18 protein-coding genes are annotated in these 25,915 nt (G+C 72.4%); 10 read left to right on the top strand and 8 right to left on the bottom strand.

Annotated elements, in window-relative coordinates; genetic code table 11:
* Window positions 1-33: 33 nt before the first annotated feature.
* The 5 genes from ACIA8R_RS42605 to ACIA8R_RS42585 form a co-directional block, all read right to left on the bottom strand.
* Window positions 34-1,986 carry an ABC transporter ATP-binding protein gene (locus ACIA8R_RS42605; RefSeq protein ID WP_397043291.1) on the bottom strand — a complete coding sequence of 651 codons (1,953 nt, stop codon included), beginning with the start codon at window positions 1,984-1,986 and terminating at the stop codon, window positions 34-36.
* Window positions 1,983-3,719 carry an ABC transporter ATP-binding protein gene (locus tag ACIA8R_RS42600; RefSeq protein WP_397043289.1) on the bottom strand — a complete coding sequence of 579 codons (1,737 nt, stop codon included), beginning with the start codon at window positions 3,717-3,719 and terminating at the stop codon, window positions 1,983-1,985. Before ACIA8R_RS42600 ends, ACIA8R_RS42605 begins: the two co-directional genes overlap by 4 nt.
* The gene (locus ACIA8R_RS42595) at window positions 3,719-4,342 is read right to left on the bottom strand and encodes a TetR/AcrR family transcriptional regulator (protein WP_397043287.1); all 624 of its coding nucleotides are present in this window, start codon (window positions 4,340-4,342) and stop codon (window positions 3,719-3,721) included. The genes ACIA8R_RS42600 and ACIA8R_RS42595 overlap by 1 nt, the downstream gene beginning before the upstream one ends.
* Window positions 4,343-4,411: 69 nt before the next feature.
* Entirely contained in the window at window positions 4,412-6,136 is a 1,725-nt protein-coding gene (locus ACIA8R_RS42590; protein WP_397043285.1) for an MFS transporter, read from the bottom strand.
* Between the two features lie 124 nt (window positions 6,137-6,260).
* On the bottom strand, window positions 6,261-6,563 hold the full coding sequence (locus ACIA8R_RS42585) for a 4a-hydroxytetrahydrobiopterin dehydratase (RefSeq protein WP_357709791.1): 303 nt from the start codon (window positions 6,561-6,563) through the stop codon (window positions 6,261-6,263).
* A 112-nt stretch (window positions 6,564-6,675) separates the two neighbouring features.
* Between ACIA8R_RS42585 and ACIA8R_RS42580 the strand changes: the two genes are divergently transcribed.
* The 8 genes from ACIA8R_RS42580 (at window position 6,676) to ACIA8R_RS42545 (ending at window position 17,932) form a co-directional block, all read left to right on the top strand.
* Window positions 6,676-7,836, top strand: a complete 1,161-nt coding sequence (locus ACIA8R_RS42580) for an FAD-dependent oxidoreductase (protein WP_397043282.1) — start codon at window positions 6,676-6,678, stop codon at window positions 7,834-7,836.
* A gap of 228 nt (window positions 7,837-8,064) precedes the next feature.
* The gene (locus ACIA8R_RS42575; RefSeq protein ID WP_397043281.1) at window positions 8,065-9,189 is read left to right on the top strand and encodes an NAD(P)/FAD-dependent oxidoreductase; all 1,125 of its coding nucleotides are present in this window, start codon (window positions 8,065-8,067) and stop codon (window positions 9,187-9,189) included.
* Between the two features lie 70 nt (window positions 9,190-9,259).
* Window positions 9,260-12,298: an amino acid adenylation domain-containing protein gene (locus ACIA8R_RS42570; protein ID WP_397043279.1), complete on the top strand. Its 3,039-nt coding sequence runs from the start codon at window positions 9,260-9,262 to the stop codon at window positions 12,296-12,298.
* A 26-nt stretch (window positions 12,299-12,324) separates the two neighbouring features.
* Entirely contained in the window at window positions 12,325-13,308 is a 984-nt protein-coding gene (locus ACIA8R_RS42565; RefSeq protein ID WP_357709800.1) for an aldo/keto reductase, read from the top strand.
* Window positions 13,293-14,027, top strand: coding sequence for a sulfotransferase family protein (locus tag ACIA8R_RS42560; protein ID WP_397043277.1), 735 nt, complete (start codon window positions 13,293-13,295; stop codon window positions 14,025-14,027). Before ACIA8R_RS42565 ends, ACIA8R_RS42560 begins: the two co-directional genes overlap by 16 nt.
* Window positions 14,028-14,036: 9 nt before the next feature.
* On the top strand, window positions 14,037-14,876 hold the full coding sequence (locus ACIA8R_RS42555; RefSeq protein WP_357709804.1) for a family 3 encapsulin nanocompartment shell protein: 840 nt from the start codon (window positions 14,037-14,039) through the stop codon (window positions 14,874-14,876).
* A gap of 94 nt (window positions 14,877-14,970) precedes the next feature.
* On the top strand, window positions 14,971-16,539 hold the full coding sequence (locus ACIA8R_RS42550; protein ID WP_397043275.1) for an AMP-binding protein: 1,569 nt from the start codon (window positions 14,971-14,973) through the stop codon (window positions 16,537-16,539).
* A gap of 1 nt (window position 16,540) precedes the next feature.
* Window positions 16,541-17,932 carry a DHA2 family efflux MFS transporter permease subunit gene (locus tag ACIA8R_RS42545; protein ID WP_364102966.1) on the top strand — a complete coding sequence of 464 codons (1,392 nt, stop codon included), beginning with the start codon at window positions 16,541-16,543 and terminating at the stop codon, window positions 17,930-17,932.
* A gap of 55 nt (window positions 17,933-17,987) precedes the next feature.
* Here ACIA8R_RS42545 and ACIA8R_RS42540 read toward each other — a convergent pair whose 3' ends face one another.
* Window positions 17,988-19,100, bottom strand: coding sequence for a right-handed parallel beta-helix repeat-containing protein (locus tag ACIA8R_RS42540; RefSeq protein WP_364102962.1), 1,113 nt, complete (start codon window positions 19,098-19,100; stop codon window positions 17,988-17,990).
* A 47-nt stretch (window positions 19,101-19,147) separates the two neighbouring features.
* On the bottom strand, window positions 19,148-19,786 hold the full coding sequence (locus ACIA8R_RS42535) for a GntR family transcriptional regulator (protein WP_397043272.1): 639 nt from the start codon (window positions 19,784-19,786) through the stop codon (window positions 19,148-19,150).
* Window positions 19,787-19,804: 18 nt separating this feature from the next.
* On the opposite strand from ACIA8R_RS42535, the gene aceE reads away from it, so the two are divergent.
* The gene (aceE, locus tag ACIA8R_RS42530) at window positions 19,805-22,252 is read left to right on the top strand and encodes a pyruvate dehydrogenase (acetyl-transferring), homodimeric type (protein ID WP_364102959.1); all 2,448 of its coding nucleotides are present in this window, start codon (window positions 19,805-19,807) and stop codon (window positions 22,250-22,252) included.
* Window positions 22,253-22,354: 102 nt separating this feature from the next.
* The gene (locus tag ACIA8R_RS42525; protein WP_357709819.1) at window positions 22,355-23,719 is read left to right on the top strand and encodes a HAMP domain-containing sensor histidine kinase; all 1,365 of its coding nucleotides are present in this window, start codon (window positions 22,355-22,357) and stop codon (window positions 23,717-23,719) included.
* 144 nt (window positions 23,720-23,863) lie between these two features.
* On the opposite strand, the gene ACIA8R_RS42520 is transcribed toward ACIA8R_RS42525, so the two are convergent.
* Entirely contained in the window at window positions 23,864-25,606 is a 1,743-nt protein-coding gene (locus ACIA8R_RS42520; protein ID WP_397043270.1) for a serine/threonine-protein kinase, read from the bottom strand.
* Window positions 25,607-25,915 lie beyond the last annotated feature (309 nt).

The following is a 25,915-nucleotide window of genomic DNA, read 5'->3' as shown; positions in this document are numbered from 1 at the left end:
TGCGCGCGGGCGCCGTACCGGGGGACGCCGGCGTCAGTCCACCTCGGCGACCGCCTGGGCGAACTGGGCGGAGTAGAGGCGGGCGTAGGCGCCGTCCGCCGCCAGGAGGGCCTCGTGGGTGCCCTGTTCGACGATGCGGCCGTCCTCCATCACCAGGATCAGGCTGGCGTCGCGGATCGTGGACAGGCGGTGGGCGATCACGAAGCTCGTCCGGCCCTCGCGCAGCGAGCTCATCGCCCGCTGGATGAGCACCTCGGTACGGGTGTCGACCGAGCTGGTGGCCTCGTCCAGGATGAGGATCGCCGGCTCGGACAGGAACGCGCGGGCGATCGTGATGAGCTGCTTCTCGCCCGCGCTGACCGTGGCGCCCTCGTCGTCGATCACCGTGTCGTAGCCGTCGGGCAGCGTGTGCGCGATGCGGTCGACGTGGGCGGCCCGCGCGGCGGCCTCGATGCGCTCGCGGGTGGCGCCCTCGGCCCCGTAGCCGATGTTCTCGGCGATGGTGCCGCCGAACAGCCAGGTGTCCTGGAGCACCATGCCGATGTCGGCGCGCAGCTCTTCCCTGGACATGTCGGCCGTGTCGACGCCGTCGAGGGTGATGCGGCCGCCGGTCACCTCGTAGAAGCGCATGATGAGGTTGACCAGGGTCGTCTTGCCCGCTCCCGTGGGGCCGACGATGGCCACGGTCTGGCCGGGCTCCACGGTCAGCGACAGGTTCTCGATCAGCGGCCGGTCGGGGCTGTAGCGGAAGGAGACGTCCTCGAACGCCACCCGGCCCCGCAGCTCGGCCGGACGCGCGGGCTCGGCCGGCTCGGCCGACTGCTCGGGGGCGTCCAGCAGCTCGAAGACCCGCTCGGCCGAGGCGATGCCCGACTGGACGAGGTTCGCCATGCCGGCCACCTGGGTGAGCGGCTGGCTGAACTGCCGGGAGTACTGGATGAACGCCTGCACGTCGCCCAGCGAGATCGAGCCCGAGGCCACCTTGAACCCGCCCACGACGGCCACCAGCACGTAGTTGACGTTGCCGATGAACATCATCGCCGGCTGGATGACGCCGGAGATGAACTGGGCGCGGAAGCTGGAGGCGTACAGGGCCTGGTTGTGCTCCTCGAAGGTGGCGGCGGCCTCCTGCTGCCGGCCGAAGACCTTGACCAGGGTGTGGCCGCCGTACATCTCCTCGATGTGGCCGTTGAGCTTGCCGGTGGACGACCACTGCTTGATGAACTCCGGCTGCGACCGCTTGCCGATGATGGTGGTGACGTAGACCGACACGGGCACCGTGACCAGGGCGATGAGCGCCAGGATCGGCGAGATCCAGAACATCACCACCAGCACGCCCACGACGGTCAGCACCGACGAGATGAGCTGGCTCATGGTCTGCTGGAGGGTCTGGGCGATGTTGTCGGTGTCGTTGGTGGCCCGGCTGAGGATCTCGCCGCGCGGCTGGCCGTCGAAGTAGCTGAGCGGCAGCCGTCCCAGCTTGGCCTCGATCCGCTCGCGCAGCCGGGACGCCGCCCGCTGCACGACGGTCGTGGTGAGCCGGAACTGCACGATGCCGAGCAGCGCCGCCACCACGTAGATGGCCAGCACCCAGCCCAGCACGTAGGCCAGCCCGGTGAAGTCGATGCCCTGGCCGGGCACGACGTGCATCGAGGACACCATGTCGGCGAAGTTGCCCTCGCCCTTGGCGCGCAGGCCCGCCACGGCCTGCTCCTTGGTGATCCCGGCGGGCAGCCGGGCGCCGATGATGCCGGAGAAGATCAGGTCGGTGGCGTGGCCGAGGATCTTGGGGCCGGTGACGGTGAGCGCCACGCTGGCGACGCCGAGGGCCAGGACGACCCCGAGCAGCGCGCGCTCGGGCCGCAGCAGGCGCATCAGCTTGCGCAGCGTGCCGCCGAAGTCGAGCGCCTTCTCGGCGGGCCCGGACATCATCCTGCCCGGTCCGAAGGCGGGCTGCGGGCGGCGCGCGGGAGCCTGGGCGGTCATGCCGCGGCCTCCTGTTCGGTGAGCTGGGACAGCACGATCTCCCGGTACGTCGGGCAGGTCTCCATGAGCTCGGCGTGGTCGCCGCTGCCGACCACGCGTCCCTCGTCGAGGACCAGGATGAGGTCGGCGTCGCGGATCGTGTTCACCCGCTGGGCGACGATGACGATCGTGGCGTCGGTGATCTCCGCGGCCAGGGCGGCGCGCAGGCGGGCGTCGGTGGCGTAGTCGAGGGCGGAGAAGGAGTCGTCGAACAGGTAGATCTCCGGCCGGTGCACGAGGGTCCTGGCGATGGCCAGGCGCTGGCGCTGGCCGCCGGAGACGTTCGTGCCGCCCTGGGAGATCGGCTCGTCCAGGCCGCCGGGCATCGCCTCGACGAACTCGCGGGCCTGGGCGATCTCCAGGGCCCGCCACAGCTCCTCGTCGGTGGCGTCGGGCCGGCCGTAGCGCAGGTTGGAGGCCACGGTGCCGGAGAACAGGTAGGGCCCTTGCGGGACCAGGCCGACCGCGCGGGCCAGGGCCGCCGGGTCGAGGTCGCGCACGTTGACGCCGTCCACCAGCACGTCGCCGGCGGTCGCGTCGAACAGCCGCGGGACGAGGTTGAGCAGCGTCGTCTTGCCGCTGCCGGTGCTGCCGATGATCGCGGTGGTACGGCCGCGCCGCGCGGTGAAGCTCACCCCGGACAGCACCGGGTCCTCGGCGCCCGGGTAGCGGAAGTCCACGGACCGCAGCTCCAGCTCGCCCGCGTGGCCGTCGGGGATGACGGGCTCGGCGGGCGGGTGGACGGTCGGGTCGGTGCCGAGCACGTCCTCGATGCGCTCGGCGGAGACCTCGGCGCGCGGGATCATCATGAACATGAACATGGCCATCATCACCGACATCAGGATCTGCATCAGGTAGGAGATGACCGCGGTCAGCGCGCCGACCTGCATGGCCCCGTCGGCGATGCGCTGGCCGCCGAACCAGATGACGGCGACGCTGGAGACGTTCACGACCAGCATGACCGAGGGGAACATCAGCGCCATCAGCCGCCCGACCCGCAGCGACACGTCGGTGAGCCGTTCGTTGGCCACGCCGAAGCGCTCGCGCTCGTGCCGGTCGCGGACGAACGCCCTGATGACCCGGATGCCGATGATCTGCTCGCGCAGCACCTGGTTGATCCGGTCGATGCGCTCCTGCATGGTGCGGAACAGCGGGCGCATGCGCCAGACGACCAGGCCGACGATGACGATCATCACCGGCAGCACGACGAGCAGCAGCGACGACAGCGCCGTGTCCTGGCGCAGCGCCAGCACGATGCCGCCGACGCACATGATCGGCGCGGCCACCATCATCGTGAACGTCATCAGCACGAGCAGCTGCACCTGCTGCACGTCGTTGGTGGTCCGGGTGATCAGGGACGGCGCCCCGAACCTGTTGACCTCCTGCACCGAGAAGCCCTGCACCCGGTGGAAGATCGCGGCCCGCAGGTCGCGGCCGAGGGCCATCGAGGTTCTGGCTCCGTAGTAGACGGCCACGATCGAGCAGACGATCTGGATGAACGTCACCCCGAGCATCACCAGCCCGACGCGCATGATGTAACCGGTGTCGCCGGTGACGACGCCGTGGTCGATGATGTCGGCGTTGAGTGTGGGGAGGTAGAGCGTGGCCAGTGTCTGCACGAACTGGAAGAGGACCACGAGCGTGATCTCCTTCCCGTACGGCCTGAGCTGGACCCGCAGCAGGCGTAGCAGCATCAACGGACGCTTTCTGTCGAGGGGGTGAGGGAGGGCCGCACCAGCAGCCCGTCGAGCAGGACGGAGACGATCTCCTCGTCGTCCATGTCGCCGAAGTCGCCGGACAGGCCGAAACCGCGGTGGACGCTCACCGAGACGAGCATGAGCAGCAGTTGCGCCGTGGCCATGGGCGAGCGGCGCAGGTGGTCGCGGTCAGGCTCGACGAGGGCGGCGAGCGCGGTGGTGATGCGGGTGCGGCTGGCCAGCATGTACTCGTGGAACTCGGCGTCCTCGGCCATGAGCTCGCGGGGCACGGCGAAGATGTTGACGTTGGCCGTCATGCCCGCCCGCAGCAGCGCCGCCACTTCGCACAGCCGGGCGCGCAGCCCTTGCGTGGCGGCGATGGCGGCGAACGCGCGCTCGGCCGGACCGGGGTCGAACGCGCTCATCAGGGCCGCGCGCAGCAGCGTGGCCTTGTCGGGGAAGACGCCGAAGATCGTGCCCTCGGCCACGCCCGCGGCCTCGGCGATCTGGCGGGTGCTGACGGCGGTGCCGTGCGCGCGCAGCAGGGGGACGGTGGCCTCGATGAGGGCGGCACGGCGGTCTTCGGGCGCCATCGCGGGCACCCGTCGCCTTCTGGTCATGCGGACGAGCGTAATGAGTGAGTACTCGCTCGTTCAAATCATTATTTGTCGGGCATGCGTTGTGGCTGGTCAGCCTGCCGGCTTGTCATCGGCCAGGTTCCTGAGCCAGACGCCGACGTTCTGCATGAGCACGTCCAGTTCGCGGCGGAGCTCGGCGTTCTCGCGGCGGAGCCAGAGCAGCTCGTCCCGCTCCTCCAGGGAGAGCACGCCGGTCTCCTCCGGCTGGACCGGCCGCGGGTGGTGGCGGCCCTCGGGGGCGAGGTCGTGCGAGCGGAACGCGTCCTCCCAGGGACCGAGGGCCTCGGCGGACGCCGGAGCGGGACCGGCCGCCGGGGCGGGAGTGGGGACGGCGGTGGGGACGGCGGTGGGGACGGACGTCGCGGCGAGGGCCGGCGCGGCGGCGGCCACGGGCTTCGGCAGCGTCAGGGTGACCAGCGCGGCGACCACCGCGACGCCGCAGCCGATCATCAGGGCGGTGCGGAAGCCGGTCTCCGACGGCAGCGTGTGGCCGCCGACCGTGACGGTGAGCTGGGCCAGGACGACGCCGATCACGGCGGCGCAGACCGAGGTGCCGATGGAGCGCATCAGGGTGTTGAAGCTGTTGGCCGAGGCGGTCTCGCTCCTCGGCACCGCGCCCATGATGAGGGCGGGCATCGCGCCGTACGCCAGGCCGACCCCGGCGCTGCCGATGCAACCGGCGATCATGAGACCCCAGCTCCAGCCCATCAGGCCGAGGGCGGCGCCGTAACCGGCCGCGATGATCAGCGCGCCAACGAACAGGCTGGTCTTGGGCCCGCGGGCGGCCGACAGCCGGGCGCCCAGCGAGGAGACCGCCATCATCATCAGCCCGGACGGTGCCATCCAGAGCCCGGCGGCCAGCATCGACTGGCCCAGGCCGTAGCCGAGCGCCGCGGGCAGTTGCAGGATCTGCATGAGGACCAGGGACTGGGCGTACATGGCGAAGCCGACGAGGATCGAGGCCAGGTTGGTGAGCAGCACCTGCGGGCGGGCGGTGGTGCGCAGGTCCACGAGCGGGTCGCGGACGCGCAGCTCCCACAGGGCCCACAGCAGGGCGAGCAGCACGGCGCCGCCGAGCAGCCCGAGGGTGGTGCCGCTCGACCAGCCCCAGTCGCCGCCCTTCGAGACGCCGAGCAGCAGGCACACCAGCGCCGCGCCCAGGCCGAACGCGCCGACGAGGTCGAGCCGGCCCCGGGCGGCGGCGGGCGTGGCCGGGACCAGCAGCCAGATCAGCACCCCGACCAGCACGCTCAGCGCGGCCGCGCCCCAGAACAGCACCCGCCAGTCGGCGTACTCGGCGACGGCGGCCGAGATCGGCAGCCCGAGCGCGCCGCCGATGCCCATGGACGAGCTCATCAGCGCGATGGCCGGGCCGACGCGCTGGGGCGGCAGCAGGTCGCGCAGCGCGCTGACGCCGAGCGGGATCATGCCGACGCCGAGCCCCTGGAGGCCGCGTCCGGTGATCATCGGGATCAGGGAGCCGGACAGCGCGCACACGACCGACCCGGCGACGAGCGGCACCGAGCAGACGAGCATCATGGTGCGCTTGCCGTAGAGGTCGCCGAGCTTGCCGATCACGGGGGTGGCGACCGCGCCGACCAGCAGCGTCACGGTGATCACCCATGACGTGTCGGCGGGGGCGGCGTGCAGCAGCCGCGGCAGCTGGCCGATGAGCGGCACCACCAGCGTCTGCATGAGCGAGCCGACGATGCCGGCGACCGCGAGCACGCTGACGATCCCGCCGCCGGAGCGCGGGCTGGGCGCGGAATGCACCATTAATCCCCCTATTGTCCGAATGCACCCTACACAGGGTGTGGCCCCTGCACAACCTGTGCAGCCTGCACACCGGGGCTCTCGCCAGGGGGGATGACGCGGCCCGTCCAGCGCGGGCCGCCGGAGGTCAGCCGCGGTCCAGGGCGCCGCCGTCGAGCACCTGGTCGATGTGGGCGGCCAGTTCGACGTCGCGCTCGGTGACCCCGCCCGCGTCGCCCGTCGAGAGCCGGAAGCGGATGCCCTCCCCCGTACGCTCGATCTCGGCCTGGTGACCCAGCGCCGCGCCCTCGTTGTGCACCGCCTCGCTGAGCCAGCCGAAGCTGTCGGGCGTGATCGGCACGTCCTTGACCAGGGCGTCGCCGTCCCGCCGCCAGCCCTCCAGCGCCGCCATGGCGGTGTCGATGTCCTCGTCGGTCAGGCGTTCGGCCATGTTCCCCCCAAAGTGCTCGTCTCCCGACGCTCGGCTACCACCGATGAGCCGCTTCACACCCGCCATGTCCCTCTATAGCGTGTAGTACTACGATTCGTAGAGGGGGCGGCTCATGCGGGTGCTGGTGGCGGGGGCGGGGATCAGCGGGCTGGCGGTCGCGCGCGGCCTGGTCGCGGACGGCCACGAGGTCGTCGTCCTGGAAGGCGCGGACGGCCTGCGCCTCGGCGGCGGCGCGATCACGCTGTGGTGCAACGGGACGGCGATCCTCGGCGACCTCGGCGTGGACCTGGCGGGCACCGGCCAGCGGCTGTCCACGTTATCCCTGCGCACGGCCCGGGGCCGCCGGATCACGGAGGTGGACCTGGAGTCCCTGACGGCCCGCTTCGGCTCGGCGCCACGGGTGATCCCGCGCGGCTCGCTGATCAAGCTTCTGGCCGCCGGCCTCCCGGACGGCTCCGTACGGTTCGGCGCGCGCGTACGGGACCTGGAGACCGACCGCGACGGCGTGCGGGTGCGGACCGCGACGGGCGCGGAGTACGAGGCGGACCTCCTGGTGGGGGCCGACGGCGTGCGCTCGCGGGTGCGCGCGCTCGCGCTGGGCGACGGCCCCGCGGCGACCACGGGCCTGGCGATCTGGCAGGGCCTGACGCCCGCCCCCTTCGACCCCGGCCCGACCACGACCCTGATGATCGGACGGCAGGCCGACGCCGGCTTCATGAGCGCGGGCGACGGGCTCATGCAGTGGTTCTTCGAGCTGCCCTGGTCCCCGGCCGACCCGCCCGCGCGCAAGCCGGTGGAGATGCTGCGCCGCCGCTTCGCCGGTTGGGGCGCGCCGGTCGCGCGGGTCCTGGACTCGCTCTCCGACGGAGACGTCGAGCTGTTCCCGCACACCCGGCACAGGGTCCCGCGCCGCTGGGGCGCCGGGCGGTGCGTGCTGCTCGGCGACGCGGTGCATGCGATGCCGCCCGTCGGGGCGCACGGCACCAACCAGGCGCTTGAGGACGTGGCCGCGCTGACCGCCTGCCTGCGGGCCGCGCCCGCCCCGGACGCGGTCGTGGACACAGTCGTGGACACAGTCGTGGACGCGTACTCGGCGCGGCGCAGGCGGCGGGCGGCGCGGGCCTCGGCGGTGGCCGCGAACACGCTCGCGGCGTCGGGCCCGAGGGCGCTCATGCAGAGCGAGCCGGTGATGCGGCTGATGGCCGCCGTCCCGCCGCGCCTGGCGGCGCCGGGGTTCGCGGGTCTGCTGCGCGCCCTCAGCGACCGGATCTGACACTCGTGGCGCACACCTGCGCCATTTCTGACATAGGGGTTGACCCCGCCGGGACGGCCTGCCACCGCCGCCGAGGCTGTGACAGGCCGGTAATCACAAGATCGTTTGTATAAATGCTTGAGTTATCGCATTTACGACCTGACTTACTCCGCATTTCGGGCAAGTCATTTTTGTCAGGACGCACAAACTGTTTGCCGAAACCCGGTGAAATGTGATCAGTTTACGGACGTGAGAGATTTTCTCATTGTCGGGGGCGGCGTCGCGGGCGCCTGCGCGGGGTTCTTCCTCGCCGGGTACGGCACCGTGACCCTGCTCGAAGCCGAACAGGTCACCGGCCACCACTCGACCGGCCGGTCGGCGGCCCTCTTCTCGGAGTACTTCGGCAACCCGGCCGTCCGGGCTCTCACGGCGGCGAGCAGGGACTTCCTCGCCGCGCCTCCTCCGGGCTTCGCCGACGTCCCGCTGCTGACCCCGCGCGGCGTGCTCGCGCTGTGCCCGTACGGCGGGGAGAAGCTGTTCGACGACGTGCTGGCCGAGGGACGGCGGGCCCCGACGCCGGCCGTGGAGATCGGCTCCGCCGAGGCCCTGGAGCACTGCCCGATCCTGCGTCCGGGCCGGTTCAGCCGCGCGATGCTGAAACCGGGCGCCATGGACATCGACGTGGACGCCCTCCACCAGGGATTCCTGCGCGGCATCCGGGCCCGGGGCGGCCAGGTCCTCACCTCCGCCCGGGTACGGGCGCTGTCGCGCACGTCCGGCGTCTGGCGGGCGGTCACCGACACGGGCGAGCACGCCGCGCCGACGCTGGTCAACGCCGCCGGGGCGTGGGCCGACGAGGTCGCCGCGCTGGCCGGGGTGCGTCCGGTGGGGCTGCGCCCGCTGCGCAGGACCGCGTTCCTGGTGGACCTGCCCGGCGGGACGGACGCCCGGTCCTGGCCGATGGTCACCGACGTGGCGGACACGTTCTACTTCAAGCCCGAGTCCGGCCGGCTGCTGGTCTCCCCCGCCGACGCCACCCTCGTGGCGCCCTGCGACGCCCGTCCCGACGACCTGGACGTCGCCGTCGGCGTGCGGCGCGTCCAGGAGGCCACGACGCTGGAGATCCGCAGCGTCCGGCACGCCTGGGCGGGGCTGCGCAGCGAGGTGGCCGACGGGACGCCGGTGATCGGGCCGGCGCCCGACGCTCCGGGGTTCGTCTGGCTGGCCGCCCTCGGCGGCTACGGGGTCCAGACGTCGCCCGAGGCGGGCCGGATCGCCGCCGCGGCGGCCATCGGCGGGACCGGCGGGACCGGCGGGGACGGTGAACCGGCGTACGCGCCGGGCCGGCTCTGGAACGACTTGGAACGCCTATGAGGAAGGCGACGGGGGCGCGTGAGGCAAGGGGACCGGTCGCCGTTCGTACATTCCTGACAGAGAGGTGGAGATGACCGGCAACACCCGCGGCTTCACCGGCCGGGCGGTCGACTTCGGCCCGTTCCGTCCCGTCCCGGCGTTGATCGAGGAGCAGACCGACCGGTGCCCCGAGCGGCCGGCGGTCACCTACGACGGCAGGACCCTCACCTACAGGCAACTGGACGACCTGGTCAACGGCCTGGCGGCGACGCTGGCCGGGCACGGCGTGGGCAAGGGCGACGTGGTCGCCGCCCTGCTGGTCAACTCGCTGGAGCTGCCGGTCGCGTACCTGGCGCTGATGAAGCTGGGCGCCGCGTTCGTGCCGCTCGACCCGTCGTGGCCGGTCGAGCGGGTGCGCGACACCCTCGACGTGCTGCCGGACGGGCCGATCCTGTGCGCGGGCGGCGAGCGGCTGCCGCCGGACGCGGCCCGCCGGGCGGTCGTCGTCGGGATCGACACGATCGTCCCGACCTCCGAACGCCCGGCGGTCGGCCTCGGCCCGGACGACCTGGTGTACGGCTACTTCACCTCCGGCACCACCGGGACCCCCAAGTGCGCGATGAACCGGCACGGCGGCCTGGCCAACCGGCTGCGCTTCATGACCCGCTACTTCGCCGCGACCGGCGACGACGTGGTGCTCCAGAACAGCAGGCACACCTCCGACTCCGCGCTGTGGCAGCTGTTCTGGCCGCTGACCACCGGCGGGCGCACCGTGCTGCCCGTCCAGGGCGACTTCCTCAACCTCCGGCACACCATCGACCTGATCGCCCGGTACGGCATCACCACCGCCGACTTCGTCTCCAGTGTCTTCAACGCCCTGGTCGCCATCGTGGACGGTGACCCCGCCGCCCTGGGCGCGCTGTCGTCCCTGCGCCGGCTCGTCGTCGGCAGCGAGGCGGTCAGCCCGCGCGCGGTGCACCGCCTGATGGCCCTGCTGCCCGGCCTCGACCTGACCAACGGTTACGGCCCGACCGAGGCGTCCATCGGGATGGTCTTCCACCGGGTCTCGGCGGCCGACGGCGACGCCGTCCCGCTGGGCCGCCCGATCGACAACTGCTACGCGGTCGTGGTGGACGAGGACCTGCGTCCGGTCCCCGTGGGCACGACCGGCGAGATCGCGATCGGCGGCGTCTGCCTGGGCGCGGGCTACCTGGGCGACCCGGCCGCGACGGCCAGGGCGTTCGTGGGCAACCCGTTCCCCGGCGAGATCCCCGGCGACCGCCTCTACCTCACGGGCGACCTCGGCCACCTGGACGATGACGGCCGCCTGTTCTTCGCCGGCCGCAAGGACTTCCAGGTCAAGATCCACGGCGTGCGGATCGAGCTGGGCGAGATCGCCGCGGCGGCCCAGCGCTGCCCCGGCGTGCTGCAGGCCGAGGTCCTGGTGGCCGAGCAGGCGGGGGTGAAGGCGCTGGCGCTGTTCGCCTCCGGCAGGGGCCTGACCGAGGCCGCGCTGGCCGCCGAGCTGCGCCGCACCCTGCCGCGCACCAGCGTCCCGCGCTACTTCTTCCCGCTGGCCGAGATGCCGCTGCACGACAACGGCAAGGTGGACCGCGGCCGGCTCCAGGAGATCCTCGACGGCAGGCTGGCCGAGGACACCGCGCTGCTGGCCGAGAGCGCGCCGACCGCGAGCCTGGGCGACCAGGTGCTGCGGGCGATGCGCTCGGCGCTGGGCTGGCCGGGCCTCACCGCGGAGACGCACTTCGCCGAGTCGGGCGGCGACTCCATCCAGGCCCTGTCCGTGGTCCACATGATCACCGCCGAGACCGGCGTGCGCGTGGACGTCAAGGACCTGTACGACCACCCGACGGCCGGCGCGCTGGCCCTGCTGATCGAGCGCCGGCGGCACGACCACGAGGCCATCGAGGAGGAGTCGGTGCTGATGGCGCGCGACTCCGTGGTCCCCGACGGGGAGCCCATCAGGCGCGCGTCCAGGCCGGACCGGCTGCGCACGGTGCTGGTCACCGGGGCCACCGGGTTCGTCGGCAGCCGCCTGGTGCACGAGCTGCTGGACCGCGGCGGGCTGCGGGTGTGCTGCCTGGCGCGGGCGGCCGACGACGAGGCGGCCACGGCCCGGGTGGTGGCCGCGCTCACCGAGCGGGGGTTGTGGCAGCCGCGCTTCGCCGACCGGCTGGAGGGCTACGCGGGCGACCTGTCCTTACCCGGCCTCGGGCTGGACGGCTCCACCTGGGAGCATCTGGCCCGAGCCTGCGACCTGGTGCTGCACAACGGCGCGATGGTGAACTTCCTGTTCGACTACCGCGCCCACCGCCAGGCCAACGTGCGCGGCACGATCGAGCTGGTGCGGCTGGCGATGGCCCACCATCCGGTGCCGCTGCACTACGTCTCGACGCTGGGCGCGTTGCAGACCGAGGCGCTCCACAGGGGCGAGCGCGTGCCGGAGGACTGCGACCCGGCGTCGGCCAGGCCGCCGGGCGGCGGCTACAGCCGGTCCAAGTGGATCGCCGAGCGCTACCTGGCCGAGGCCCGGCGCCGGGGCGCGCTGGTCACCGTGCTGCGGCTCGGCGAGATCATGCCGAGCGCCGACAACGGGTATCCGAACCCGGTCGCCTTCACCCATCTGCTGCTCTCGGCGTTCCTGCGGCTGGGCGTGCGTCCCGACGTCGCCACGCGCACCGACTACACGCCGGTCGACTACGTCGCCGCGCGGGTCGGGGCGGCCGTGGTCGACCCCGAGGTCTGGGGCCGTACGCTGCACGTCTTCCGCGGCGAGAGCGTCAGCATCGACGACGTGCCGGCGCGGGCGGGCGTGCCGGTCACGCCGATCCCGTGCGGCGACTTCGCGCGGCTCGTCCGCGAGACCGGCCAGGCGAGCGCGGACCGCGAGCTGATCACGCTCGCCTCGCTGCTGCCCGTCGCGGCGGACGAGGAGGAGCTGCGCCGGGCGTTCGGCGGGCTGCTGACCGACAATCCCGCGCTCTTCCGCAAGGACGAGTGCCACAGGCTCGAACAGCGATGGCGGCTCGGCGAGGGCACCCTCGACGGCCCGATCGCCGCCTACCACGCCCGGCTGGCGGGCACGGCAGGGCAGCGGGTGCCCACCGGTTGATCAGGAAAGGTCAGGAAAGGTCAGGAATGCGCTACCGCAAGATGGGAAACCTCGGCTGGGAGGTCAGCGAGGTCGGATACGGCATGTGGGGCATCGGCGGCGGCCCCGGCGGCTTCACCGGCTGGGACTACGACGTCGCCCCCCGGTGCCTCGACGAGGCGGTCGAACTGGGCTGCACCTTCTTCGACACCGCCTGGGTCTACGGCCGCGGCGTCAGCGAGCAGCTTCTCGGCGCGCTGCTGCGCCGCCACTCCGGCCACCGGCTGTACGTGGCCACGAAGATCCCCCCGAAGAACCGCGAATGGCCCCCGCGACCGGACGACACCCTCGACGACGCCTACCCCGCCGAGCACATCCGCGAGTACACCCACCGCAGCCTGGAGAACCTGGGCGTCTCGCGCATCGACCTCATGCAGTTCCACACCTGGGAGGACCGCTGGGCCCGCGACGAGCGGTGGCAGGAGGCGATCAGGGACCTCAAGAGCGAGGGCGTGATCGACGCGGTCGGCATCAGCGTCAACCGATGGGAGCCGGCCAACTGCCTCGCCGCCCTCGACACCGGCCTGATCGACGTCATCCAGGTCATCTACAACGTCTTCGACCAGGCGCCCGAGGACGAGCTGTTCGACCGGGCGCTGCGTGAGGGCGTGGGCATCATCGCCCGCGTCCCGTTCGACGAGGGCACGCTCACCGGCGCCCTGACCGCCGACAGCACGTGGCCGCCGGAGGACTGGCGCAGCACGTACTTCGGGCCGGAGAACCTGGGGCCGAGCGTCGAGCGGGCCGAACGGCTCAAGGCGGCGCTCCCCGAGGGGCTCTCGCTGCCGGAGGTCGCGCTGCGGTTCGTGCTGCACCACCCGGCGGTCAGCACGGTGATCCCCGGGATGCGCCGGCCCGAGCACGTGCGGGCCAACCTCGGCGTCTCCGACGGACGGCCGCTCGACCCGGACCTGCTGGCCGAGCTGCGGCGGCACCGCTGGGACCGGGAGCCCGCGTGGTGGTCGGGGTGAGCGAGCCGCTGGTCGCCATGTGGGCCCACTCGCGTTCGGCCTCGACGGCGTTCCTGCGCATGATGATCGAGCGGGGCGACGTGGCCGTCCTGCACGAGCCGTTCCTCGCGCTGACCGAGGAGGGCTCGCTCGCGCTGCCGTCGCCGGACGGCGGCCGGGTGACGGCCCGTTCGGAGAAGGACCTGCTGGCCCGGCTGGCGGAGCTGGCGCGGGCGCGGCCGGTGTTCGTCAAGGAGGTGCTCGACTACGAGTACCCGCACCTGTTCAAGCATCCGGAGGACCTGGCCGGGATCGCGCACACGTTCATCGTGCGCGACCCGCGGCCGACCATCGCCTCGCACTACGCCATCAAACCAACGGTGACCTGCGACGAGATCGGCTACGAGCGGCTGTTCCGGCTGCACGAGCTGGTCCGGGAGGCCACCGGCCGGCGGCCGCTGGTGATCCGCACCGAACGGCTGATCCGCGAGCCCGCGGCGGTCGTCGAGGAGTTCTGCGCCTACACCGGCCTGCCGTTCCTGCCCGGCTCGCTCACCTGGGCCGCGGGCGACCGTCCGGAGTGGGGGCGGACCCGCCGCTGGCACCTGGACGCGAGCGGCAGCGCCGGGTTCGAGGACCGTCGCAACGTCTACACCGCGACCGTGGACAACCATCCGGCCCTGCGGGCCTTCTACGACCACCATCTCCCCTTCTACCAGCGGCTCGTCCAGCACGAATAGGGAGCATCCATGTCAGAGTCACCGGGCCGGCTGTTCGCGCGCGCCTACGCCGACGACCCCGAGCACGCGGAAGTGACCTTCGACTACACCATCACCGAGGCGCACGAGCCGACCAAGGACCGGCCCCGGCTGACCGTGCGCAACCTGCTCAGGGTCGTCCCCGTCGAGGGCGACCGGGCCCGGTTCTGGACGGAGTCGCCGCCCGGCGAGGAGGAGCGGCGGGCGGTCCGCGACTCGGACGTGCGGCGCGAGGCGGCGTTCAGGTTCGGCATGTCGGAGGCCAAGGTGCAGCCGATCCAGGCGTGGGTGCAGATCCCCGACGGCCTGGACGCCGACCCGGACGCGCTGGCCACCTTCCTCGACTACCGCCTCCTGGTACGGCTGGCCACGGCGGAGAACCTGGCCCTGACCACCGCCCTGCTGGGCCATCCGGAGATCGCCCGCCTGCCGTACGACGACTACGTCCACGGCGTGTTGTCGGCCTGCGACGAGGTCGAGCAGTCGGGCGCGACCCCGCACGCGATGATCGTCAACCCGCGCGACTACTACCACCGGCTGGTGGGCCGGGGCGGGCTGCTGGCCGAGCTGGCCGAGGGCAACGGCATGAAGGTCAGCCGCAACCGGTGGGTCGCGCCCGGGGACGCCCTGGTCGGCGACATCTCCGTGGCGGCCAGGCTGCTGGACGCGGGCCGCTCGGTGATCCGGGTGGCCGAGCCGCCGCCCGGCACGTTCGCCCGGCCCGGCGTGGCCGTCTGCGCCGAGGTGTACGAGGGCGTCGCGGTGCATCTACCGGGTTTGTTCTACCTGGTCACCCCTGCCGGGGAAAACACTGTGTTTCCCACTTCATAGCAATCGAGTAGAACGAGAACGACGAAAGGCGGTGACCGTGTCGGACGAGAGCCAGGAATTCCGGCGCAATGGTTGGTGGCGCGACGAAACCTTTTTGGACGACTTACGCCGCAACATAGTTGCATTTCCCGACAAATCAGCACTCATCAGCCGGCGGGTCGCCGACGGCGTCACCGACGTCGTCACGTACGCCGAAGTGGGCCGGATGACCGACCGCATCGCGCACGGCCTGGTCAGGCTGGGCGTGCGGCCGGGCGATTTCATCGCGATCCAGCTCCCCAACCGCAGGGAGACGCTGCCCCTCGCGCTGGCGTGCATGAAGATCGGCGCCCGCATCGCCCCGCAGATGCCCATCTACCGCCACCGCGAGCTGGACTTCATGATCCGGCTGACCGAGGCGAAGCTGTTCGTCACCACGAGCCACATCGGCCACGTGGACACGGCGGAGACCGGGATGACCCTGGCCCGGGAGATCCCGAGCCTGGAGCACGTGATCGTCGTCGGCGGCGGCGGGCCGCCCGGCTCGCTCGACTTCGACGAGCTCCTGCTCACCCCGGAACCGGGCGACCCGGCCGACATCGAGGGCCGCGAACTGGGCCCCGACGACCCGTTCCTCATCCTGTTCACCTCGGGCACGACCGGCGAGCCCAAGGGCGCCCTGCACAGCCAGAACACCCTGTACGCCGACATCAAGGGCTACGGCGAGGCGTTCGGGCTGGACGAGAGCCTGGTCATCATGACCGCCCAGACGTCGATGCACTACGTGGGTCTGGTGATGGCGTACCTGACGGCGCTGGCGCTGGGCGGCACCGCGGTCACGGCCGACGCCTGGGACGCCGGCGTCTACCTCGACCTGATGTCCGACCACGACGTCACCATGTACTACGGCTCGCCACCGTTCGCCCGGGAGATCAGCGAGGAGCAGGACGCCCGCCCGCGCAAGCTCCCAAGCCTGAGCGTCTTCGTCTCCGGCTCGGCCCCCGTCCCGCCGCACCTGGTGGAGCGGGTCACCGAGACGCTGGGCGTGCGCGTGTACGCGCTGTGGGGCATGACCGAGAACGGCGGCGTCACCATGACCCGCCCGCAGGACCCGCCCGAGCGGGCCGGCGAGAGCGACGGCACGGTCATCTCCGGCATGGAGGTGCGCATCGTGGACGAGGAGAACAGACCGGTCGCCAAGGGCGAGATCGGCGCTCTCCAGGTACGCGGCGCGGCCCAGTGCCTCGGCTACTACCTGCGCGACGAGATCTACGCCAAGTCCATCACCCCGGACGGCTGGTTCGACACCGGCGACCTGGCCCGCGACGACGGCTACGGCGGCGTGCGCATCTCCGGCAGGACCAAGGACGTCATCATCGCCAACATGTGCCTCAAGCTGCCGGTCAGCGACATCGAGGCGCTGCTCGGCCGGCATCCGGCCATCCGCGACATCGCGCTCATCGGCATCCCGGACCCGGCGCTGGTCGAGCAGGTGTGCGCGGTCGTCACGCCGTCGGGCGAGCCGCCCACGCTGGAGGACCTGCGGGCCTACCTCAAGGACGCCGGCGTGAACGACTGGTTCTGGCCCGAGCGCCTGGAGGTCGTGGAGGAGATGCCGCGGACCGTCACCGGCAAGATCCGCAAGGTCGAGCTGCGGGAGCGGTTCGGCGTGGCGTCGGACTGAGGTGGCCGGTTCACGGGCGCTCCCGCTCGCCGTCCTGTGCGGGAGCGCCTTCCTCGGCGCGATCGACGTGCAGCTCGCGAACATCGCCTTCCCCGACATCCTGCGCAGCTTCCCGGGCAGCAGCCTGCCCGAGCTGTCGTGGGTGTTCAACGGCTACGCGATCGTGTTCACCGCGGCGCTGCTGCCGGCGGGCGGCCTGGCCGACCGGTTCGGCGCGCGGCGGGTGTTCCTGACCGGGCTGGCGGTGTTCGTGGTCGGCGCGGCCCTGTGCGCGGTCGCGCCGTCGGCGGGGGCGCTGATCGCGGCCCGGGTCGTGCAGGGCGTGGGCGGCGGGGTGATCACGCCGCTGACGCTCGCGCTCATCCTGCCGTACTACCCGCCGGAGCGCCGGGGCACGGCGATCGGGCTGTGGAGCGCGGCGCAGTCGGTGGCCACGGCGTCGGGGCCGTCGCTGGGCGGCATGCTCGTCGGCGTCTGGGACTGGCGGACGGTGTTCTTCCTGCACCTGCCGGTCGGGGTCGCCGTGCTGGCGGGCGCCTGGCGGGTCGTGCCCAGGCAGGCGGGCGAGGCGGCCACGTCCAGGCTGCCGGACCTCGCCGGGCTGTTCCTGCTGGTGGGGGCCATCGGGTTGCCGTCGCTGGCGATCGTGCAGAGCGACGCGTGGGGGCCGGGCAGCCCCGGCACGATCGCGGCGCTGGTCGCGGGCGTCGTCGTGGCCGTGCTGTTCGTCCGGCGGGCGCGCACGCATCCCGCTCCGATCGTGGACCTGGGCGCGCTGCGGGCGCGCGGCACCCAGCGGGCCAACCTCGCGATGTTCCTGGTCGGGCTGGTGATGTTCGCGCTGCCGCTGGCCAACATCCTCTTCCTGACCGGGATCTGGGGGTACTCCGTGGCCGCGGCCGGGCTCGCCGTCACGCCGGGCGCGCTCGCCCAGGTGCTGACCGCGCCGCTGGCCGGACGGCTGGCCGCCAGGACCGGCCATCGCCCGCTCGCCCTGTGCGGGGTGGCGCTGCTGGCCCTGTCCACGGCGTACCTGGCGTTCGCGACGGGGGGCGGGCAGGCGTACCTGGCGGTGGTGCTGCCGGCGGTGGTGCTGTCGGGGGTCGCCGTGGCCGTGCTGATCACGTCGCTGAGCGGCGCGGCGGTGGCCGAGATCCCGCCCGCGCGGCTGGCCACCGGCACCGCCCTGTCGGTGACCTCGCGGGCCTGCGGGGCCGTCATCGGCGTCTCGGCGCTGGTGCTGGTGCTGTCGGGCGACCGGCTCGGGGTGGTCGGGGCGTACCAGGGGGTGTGGCTGACGATGCTGGGCCTCTGCGCGCTGGTCGCCGTCGCCGCCGCCGGTCTGCGCGCCCCTCGGGCCCCACGCGCCGAACCGGCGGCGCGCAGCGCCTGAACGCGTACGGGCCCGCCTCCCCGTCCCCGAGGCGGGCACGAACGGTCCGCGCCGCCTATGACGCGCAGTCGAGCACGGCGCCCGCCCTCGGCGTGACCGTCCCGTAGTAGTGGACCTTCTCACAGGGGGCGGTGTTGCCGGTGACCACGACGTCGGTGATCGCGGCGGCGTCGCCGCGGATGGCGAGGGCGTCGCGCGTGCCGGTGCCGGTCACCCGGTTCCCGGTGATCTCGACGGTGCGCAGCGGGGCTCCCGCCACGGACTTGACGTAGATCCCGCCCACGCAGTTCTCGACCTGGTTGTCGGTGATGCGCACGTTCTGGGCGTTGACCGTGGCGATGCCGTCGTAGCGGGTGTTGCGTACGACGTTGCCCTCGACGCGGACGCCGGTGTGCGGGTGGGCGGGGTCGGAGGTGTGCGAGCCGGTGAACTGGCCCCAGCCGAGCTGGGAGCCGGAGGTGTCGCAGGTGTTGCCGCTGAGCAGGATGTCCGTGCAGGGCGTCAGGTCGCTCGCGCCGCCCCAGGTGTTGTCGCCGGTCGGCAGGTCGAGCTGGACCGCCTCGCCGTGCCACAGCCCCTGGCCGGGGTCGCTGATCCAGCCCATGAGCGAGCAGCCGCGGACCGTGCCGCGCCGTACGGCGTTGAGCTCGATGCCGTGCCACCACTTGACGTTCCACATGGTGACGTTCTCGATGAGCACGTCCGAGGCGTGGATCATCGTGATGCCGTTCATCGCGGGCGCCTGGTCGAGCACGCCGCGCTGCACGAAGTCCCAGACCGGGTCCCAGCTCCCGCCCGTGACGGCGATGTTCCCGGCGCCGGAGTAGCCGCCGGTCGTCGCGCCGACGGAGTTGAGCACCATCGTGTGCTTCACGCCCGTGGCGGGGAAGCGGGAGACGATCCGGGCGTCGGTGGCGTCCAGATGGGTGTCGCGGTAGACGATGAGCGGTTCGGTCAGCAGGTAGGTGGCCTTGGGAACCTTGGCGATGTACCTGCCGGCGGCGTCCTTGGTTCCCTTGCCGTCCCTGGCGGCGTTCAGGAGCTTCTGGATCTCCGAGCCGCTGACGTAGGCGACCGACGCCGACGCCGAGGCCGATGCTGGTGCTGCGAGCGGGTGGCCGGCGAGGAGGGCCGCCGCGCTCCCCAGTAAGGTCCTTCTTGTGATCATGACCTTGAACTGTCCATCGGCGGGCGAGGACCTGTCAACCCCGGCGGTCAGTCGGGGGCGTAGGCCAGAACGTGGTCGTGGATCAGGCGTCCGAGCTGGGGGTCGTCCCGTTCGAACGCCTCGACCAGCGGTTCGTGGTCGGCGGCGTTCTCGTGCGGCCGCATCCTGAACAGCCTGATCGACACGTGCGTCCAGACCTCGACGCCGAGCGACTCCCACACCGACACCAGCAGCGCGTTGCCGGAGGCCGCCACGATCTCCCGGTGGAAGGCGACGCCGTGGTGCACCTGGTCGTCCAGGGAACCGGCGGCCGCGGCGGCGTGCAGGCGGGTCACGTGAGCGCGCAGCGCCGCCACCGGAGGGCGGCCGAGGCGGGTGGCGGTCTCCTCCAGGCCGGCCCGGACCTGGTAGACCTCGCGCAGGTCGTCGAGGGTGAAGCCGCGGACGCGGGCGCCCCTGTTGGGCGCGGACTCGACCAGCCGGAGCGCCTCCAGCTCGCGCAGCGCCTCGCGTACGGGGGCCTGGCTGACCTGGAGCTCGGCGGCCAGGCGGCGTTCGACGATCCGCTCGCCGGGCTCCCAGCGGCCGCTGATCAGGCCGTCGAGTAGCACCTTCCTGATCTCGTCGCGCAACGGCTGCCGCACCACGGGCTCCACAGATAATCCTTTCATCGGATGATCGATCATATGGTGTTTAATGGAAGCATGGAGAAAGATCTGGATCCCCAGGAGACCGCCGAATGGCTCGAATCGCTTGAGGCGGTCCGGCGGGCGGCCGGTCCCGATCGGGCCGAGTACCTGCTGCGCAGGCTAGCCACGAGCACGCGCTATCTCAACACGGTGCCCACCGCGGAGGAGCCGGCCTACCCCGGCGACCTGGACCTGGAAGAACGCGTCGCGGCCTACGACCGGTGGAACGCCGCCGTCATGGTCAGCCGGGGCAGCAAGCTCGGCCTCGGCGGCCACCTGGCCACCTACGCCTCGGCGGCCTGGCTGTACGAGGTCGGCTTCAACCACTTCTTCCACGGCGCGGACGACCAGGTCTTCTTCCAGGGGCACGCCTCTCCCGGCGTCTACGCGCGGGCGTTCCTCGAAGGGCGCCTGAGCGAGGCCCAGCTCGACCTGTTCCGGCGCGAGACGCAGGGCGGGCTGCCGTCGTACCCGCACCCCAGGGCGATGTCGGGCTTCTGGCAGTTCCCGACCGTGTCGATGGGCATCGGCCCGCTCAACGCGGTCTACCAGGCGCGCTTCAACCGCTACCTGCACAACCGCGGCATCAAGGACACCTCGCACAGCCATGTCTGGGCCTTCCTGGGTGACGGCGAGATGGACGAGCCGGAGTCCACCGCGGCGCTGACGCTGGCCGCCAGGGAGGGGCTGGACAACCTCACCTTCGTGATCAACTGTAACCTCCAGCGGCTCGACGGCCCGGTACGCGGCAACACCCGGATCGTGCAGGAGCTGGAGAGCGTCTTCAGGGGCGCGGGCTGGAACGTCGTCAAGGCGCTGTGGGGCGCCGAGTGGGACGGCCTGCTCGGCTCCGACGAGCTGGTGGCCAGGCTCGGCGAGGTGCCGGACGGCCAGTTCCAGACGTTCGCCGCCTCCGACGGCGCCTACATCAGGCAGCACCTGTTCCAGGGCCTCGACGTGCCCTGCTCCGACGACGACCTGCGGCGCATCGTCGGCGGCTCGCGCGCCGGGCACGAGCCGCGCAAGGTCTACGCCGCCTACCACAAGGCCCTCCAGCACCGGGGCGCGCCCACCGTGGTCCTCGTCCAGACGGTCAAGGGCTGGACGCTCGGCGCGGGCGTCGAGGCGCGCAACGCCAACCACCAGATGAAGAAGCTCACCCTCGACGAGTTCCGCGTCATGCGCGACCGGCTCGGCCTGCCCGTCCCCGACTCGGCGCTGGCCGGGGAGCTGCCGCCGTACCTGCACCCGGGGCCCGACTCGCCCGAGGCCAGGTATGTCGCCGAGCGCCGCCGCGAGCTGGGCGGCCCGATCCCCCACCGCACGGTCGCCCGGCGGCCGCTGCCACAGGCGGGCGAACGGCCGTTCGCGGCGCTGGCGAAGGGCTCGACGCAGCCGGTGGCCACCACCATGGCGTTCGTCCGGCTGGTCAAGGACTTGATGAAGGAGCCGGAGACCGGGCGGCGCTGGGTGCCGATCGTGCCCGACGAGGCCAGGACGTTCGGCATGGAGTCGCTGTTCCCCACGGCGAAGATCTACTCGCCGCTCGGCCAGCGGTACGAGTCCGTCGACCGGGAGCTGCTGCTGGCGTACAAGGAGGCGGTGGACGGGCAGATCCTCATCGAGGGCATCACCGAGGCCGGGTCGATGGCCTCCTTCACCGCGGCGGCCTCCAGCTACGCCACCCACGGCGAGCCGATGATCCCGTTCTACATCTTCTACTCGATGTTCGGCTGGCAGCGCACCGGCGACCAGATGTGGGCCCTGGCCGACCAGCTCGGCCGCGGCTTCCTCGTCGGCGCCACCGCCGGCCGCACCACCATGACGGGCGAGGGCCTCCAGCACGCCGACGGCCACTCCCAGCTCCTGGCCTCCGCCAACCCCGCCTGCCTGGCCTACGACCCGGCCTTCGCCTACGAGGTCGCCGTCATCGTCCGCGACGGGCTCAGGCGCATGTACGGCGAGGCGGCCGAGGACGTGTTCTACTACCTGACCGTCTACAACGAGCCGATGCCGCAGCCCGCGATGCCCGAGGGCGTCGAGGAGGGCATCCTCAAGGGCATCTACCGCTACTCCGCCGGGGGCGGCGCCGCGCACCTGCTGGCCAGCGGCACCGCCATCCACTGGGCGCTGGAGGCCCAGCGGCTGCTGGCCGAGGAGTACGGGCTGGGCGTGGACGTCTGGTCGGTCACCTCGTGGAGCGAGCTGCGGCGCGAGGCCATGTCCGCGACCGGGGTGCCGTACCTGCGGCAGGCGCTGGCCGGGACCGAGGGGCCGGTGATCGCGGTCAGCGACTGGATGCGGGCCGTGCCCGACCAGATCAGGCCGTGGATCGACCGGCCGTGGACCTCGCTCGGCACCGACGGGTTCGGGCTCTCCGACACCCGGGAGGCCGTACGCAGGCACTTCGGGGTCGACCCGCGCTCGATCGCGGACGCCGTGCTGAAGGCTGTGGAGGAGTAACGGCGAGGCCGTTTGTCCCGGCGTAACCGTATTTATCGAGGAATCTCCCTAAGTTAGGGCCTGGCGCCCCGGCCGTGTTCTTCTGATCCCGGGGGGAGACGGGTGAGAACACGGTTGCGCCGGTCGCTGCGCACGCGGCTGGCACTGCTCGCCGGCATCGCCATGTTGCTGCTGAACGTCGTCGTCAGCGGCTTCGTCATGTTCGGCATCCACGACGACGTGGCCGACGTACGCGCGAGCGAGGTGTCCGGGAAGGCCCTGCGCGTCCTTCTCATGGTCAAGCGCAACCAGCTGCCCCGCGTGCTGGAGCCCGGCGGGCTCGACGGCATCCAGGTCGTCGACCCGGCCGGGCGCGCGGTCTCCTGGACGCCCAACCTCGCCGAAGCGCCGCGCCAGACGGACCTGATCCCCCATCCCGAGCAGGCCAACTACGTCAGCAGGAGCTGCGACCTGCCCGCCTTCCCCGGTCAGTGCGAGCTCGTGGTCGCCCTGCGCGCGTTCCAGCCCGAGGGCACCTGGATCATCTACGCCTTCGACCCCGCGGTCCCCTGGTTCGTCAGCCCGCAGGTCGTGCTGTTCCAGATCGTGGTGTCGGCGCTGCTGGTCGGGCTGACCTTCTTCGGGGTGTCACGGGTCGTGGCCAGGACGCTCGCCCCCGTCAGCAGCATCACCAGGAGGCTCGCCGAGATCACCGCGGACGGCAGCGGCCTGCGGGTGCCCGTCCCGGACACCGACGACGAGATCCGGGCCTTGGCCGAGACCGCCAACCGGACGCTGGAGCGGCTGGAGACGGCGCGGACGCGCCTGGAGGCCGCGATGGAGCAGCAGCGCCGGTTCGCCGGCGACGCCTCGCACGACCTGCGCAGCCCGATCACCGCCATGCGCGCCCAGGTCGAAGAGGCCATGCTGCATCCGGACGAGACCGACTGGCGGGAGACCAGCACCCAGGTGCTGGCCAGCCTCGACCGGTTGCAGGCCATCGTCACCGACCTGCTCACCCTGACCAAGCTGGACGCCGGGGCCCCGAGCGACCACGAGCCGGTGGACCTGGGCCAGTTGGTCGCCGCCGAGACCGTCAGGCCGCGGGCCAAGCGCGTGGTCACCAGCGCGGGCGAGGGCGTGGTCGTCATGGGCGACCGGCTGCAGCTCACCCGTCTGCTGACGAACCTGCTCGACAACGCCGAGCGGCACGCCGAGACGCAGGTCACCGTGACGGTCCTGGAGGAGGACGGCCAGGCCGTCCTGGAGGTCCTGGACGACGGCGGCGGCATCGAACCGGCGCAGCGCGAGCTCGTCTTCCAGCGCTTCATCCGCCTGGACGACTCCCGCAACCGCGACGCCGGCGGCACCGGCCTCGGGCTGCCGATCGCCCGCGAGATCGCGACCGCCCACCACGGCACCCTGACCATCGAAGACTCCCCGAAGGGCGCCCGCTTCGTCCTCCGCCTCCCCCTCCCCACCCCCTGACCTCCGGAGGCAGCAGGCCCGCTCGCCCCCCCAGACGCCGGGGGCCTCCTCCTGGCGCGCACCTTCCACACCGGGGGCAACACGCCCACCCGCTCCCCGCACCCGTGGGCCCCTTCCCGCGTCATGTGCAGGGGTGAGGGGTTTCTAGTGCTTGGTGTGGCCGCGGGCGAGGCCGTTGCCGTGTTTGGTCTTGGCGGACTGATGGCCGAGCTTCTTGCCCTTGCCGGGGCCGGTGCCGACTGCGGCGGGCGGCTGCGCGGGCGTCTGCGTGAGGGGCCGGCCGGACGGGCGGTGGCGGGACGGGCTCTGCTCCGGGGCACGGTCGGAGGCGCGTTCCGGGGTGCGTTCGCGTGAGACGGCGACCGCGTGCATGATCCCCGTGTGCTCGGGCGCCTGGTCCGGTGCGGGGTCGGCGTAGGAGGGCGTACGGGGGGTGGCGGGCTCGTCGCCGCTCCACGAGGTCGTGACCAGCACGCTGGTCACGAGCGCGGCCAGGGCGGTGAGCTGCCGCCAGCGCTGCGGCCTGCTCGGCTGCGGGATCGACACCGAGAACGGCAACAGCTCCCGTTGGGCGCGAAGCCCTCGTGCCGCGCCGGGCATGGTCCGGCGCACGGCGTGGTTCCGCTCCCCGGTCCTCCGCCCCACCCGATCCCACCCCAGGGTCCTCCGCGTGCTCCCCGGACCGCCCACCTGCGAGGGGACACCCTCCGAGGTCAGCACGGCTTCCGGGGTGAGGACGGTTTGCGGGGTGGCGGCTTGCGGGACGGGGACCGCACGCGGACCCTCGGCGCGCGCGGCGGAGGCGGCGTCCGACGCGGGCTCGGAGACGGCGGCGTCCGACGCGACAGCGGGCGCGGTGGCGGCGAACGCGGCGGCGGCGGGCGCGGGAGCGGCGGGTGTTGAGGTGGTGGGGGTGGGGGGTGAGGTGAGGGGCGGCTGCGGGGCGGTGGCCGGGGGCGGGAGGGGGGCGGCGGGGAAGAGGGTCGGGGGGAGGAGGTCGCCGGTGTGGGGTGGGGCGGCGGCCATGGGGATGGCGGCGGTGTCCTGGGGTTCCTCGTCACGCAGCGCGGCCACCCGGGTCAGGCGCCGCCGGACCTCCCCGCCGTCGATCCGGCGGTCGGGGTCCTTCTCCAGCAGACCGGCGATGACCGGCGCGAGGGGCCCGGCCAGGTGGAACGGCGCGGGCTCGGAGGTGAGCACCGCCGTCAGGGCCGCCAGGTGGCCGCTGTGCGGGAAGGGCGACTGGCCTTCGACGGCCGCGTACAGGGTGGCGCCGAGGGACCACAGGTCGGCCTGCGGGGTCGCGTGGCCGCCGCGCAGGCGTTCCGGGGCGATGTACGCGGGCGTGCCCACCACCATGCCCGACTGGGTGATGTTGGACTGGTCGTCCAGGGTGGTGGCCAGGCCGAAGTCGGTGAGCAGGGCGTGCCGGTCGCCGTTCAGCAGGATGTTCCCGGGCTTGACGTCGCGGTGGACGATGCCGTCGGCGTGCGCCGCGCTCAGCGCCTCCAGCACCTGCAGCCCGAGGCGCGCGGTGTCGGGCACGGACAGCGGCCCGCGTTCGGCGATCACGTCGGCGAGGCTGCGCGAGGGCACGAGCTGCAGGACGATCCACGGCCGCTCGTCGGCCACCACCACGTCGTAGACGGCCGCGATGTGCGGGTGGCTCAGCCGGGCGGCCAGCCGCGCCTCCCGCATGGTACGCCCGAGCAGCCGCTCCCGCTCGGCCTCGATCGCGTTCCCGAGGGTGACCTCCTTGACCGCGACCTGCCGGTCGAGCAGCTCGTCGTGCGCCCGCCAGACCCGGCCCATGCCGCCACGGCCCAGCTCCGACAGCAGCCGGTAGCGTCCGGCCAGCAACCAGCCCGCACAGCGCGAAGGGGACATGACGCCCTGCCTACCCGATCTTCCCGCCCTCATGCAACGGCCTCACCGGCTTCGAGTCGATCCTGTGAGGCGTCCCAGGAGGGCGGGCGACCGAGGCGGGCCCGACAGGCGGCGCCCATCTCGGGAGATCGGTGCCGCCCGGAGCCGGATCGCGCGGGCGGGTCTACCCGTTCGTGGGGAAGCCGAGGTTCACCCCACCATGCGACGGGTCCAACCACCGCGAGGTCACCACCTTGCCCCGCGTGTAGAAATGCACCCCCTCGCCACCGTGCACATGCGTGTCACCGAACAACGACGACTTCCACCCGC

It is taken from the genome of Nonomuraea sp. NPDC051191 (assembly GCF_044455665.1).
Classification (GTDB): Bacteria; Actinomycetota; Actinomycetes; order Streptosporangiales; family Streptosporangiaceae; genus Nonomuraea.
Note: the sequence above shows the minus strand (reverse complement) of the source record. Positions and strands in the feature narration are given on the sequence as shown.

Excerpts from the sequence above, each read along its gene's own strand:
- ACIA8R_RS42605 (WP_397043291.1), bottom strand. The coding sequence starts at position 1,986 with ATGACCGCCCAGGCTCCCGCGCGCCGCCCGCAGCCCGCCTTCGGACCG.
- ACIA8R_RS42600 (WP_397043289.1), bottom strand. The coding sequence starts at position 3,719 with ATGCTGCTACGCCTGCTGCGGGTCCAGCTCAGGCCGTACGGGAAGGAG.
- ACIA8R_RS42595 (WP_397043287.1), bottom strand. The coding sequence starts at position 4,342 with ATGACCAGAAGGCGACGGGTGCCCGCGATGGCGCCCGAAGACCGCCGT.
- ACIA8R_RS42590 (WP_397043285.1), bottom strand. The coding sequence starts at position 6,136 with ATGGTGCATTCCGCGCCCAGCCCGCGCTCCGGCGGCGGGATCGTCAGC.
- ACIA8R_RS42585 (WP_357709791.1), bottom strand. The coding sequence starts at position 6,563 with ATGGCCGAACGCCTGACCGACGAGGACATCGACACCGCCATGGCGGCG.
- ACIA8R_RS42580 (WP_397043282.1), top strand. The coding sequence starts at position 6,676 with ATGCGGGTGCTGGTGGCGGGGGCGGGGATCAGCGGGCTGGCGGTCGCG.
- ACIA8R_RS42570 (WP_397043279.1), top strand. The coding sequence starts at position 9,260 with ATGACCGGCAACACCCGCGGCTTCACCGGCCGGGCGGTCGACTTCGGC.
- ACIA8R_RS42565 (WP_357709800.1), top strand. The coding sequence starts at position 12,325 with ATGCGCTACCGCAAGATGGGAAACCTCGGCTGGGAGGTCAGCGAGGTC.
- ACIA8R_RS42555 (WP_357709804.1), top strand. The coding sequence starts at position 14,037 with ATGTCAGAGTCACCGGGCCGGCTGTTCGCGCGCGCCTACGCCGACGAC.
- ACIA8R_RS42540 (WP_364102962.1), bottom strand. The coding sequence starts at position 19,100 with ATGATCACAAGAAGGACCTTACTGGGGAGCGCGGCGGCCCTCCTCGCC.
- ACIA8R_RS42535 (WP_397043272.1), bottom strand. The coding sequence starts at position 19,786 with ATGATCGATCATCCGATGAAAGGATTATCTGTGGAGCCCGTGGTGCGG.
- aceE (WP_364102959.1), top strand. The coding sequence starts at position 19,805 with ATGGAGAAAGATCTGGATCCCCAGGAGACCGCCGAATGGCTCGAATCG.
- ACIA8R_RS42520 (WP_397043270.1), bottom strand. The coding sequence starts at position 25,606 with ATGTCCCCTTCGCGCTGTGCGGGCTGGTTGCTGGCCGGACGCTACCGG.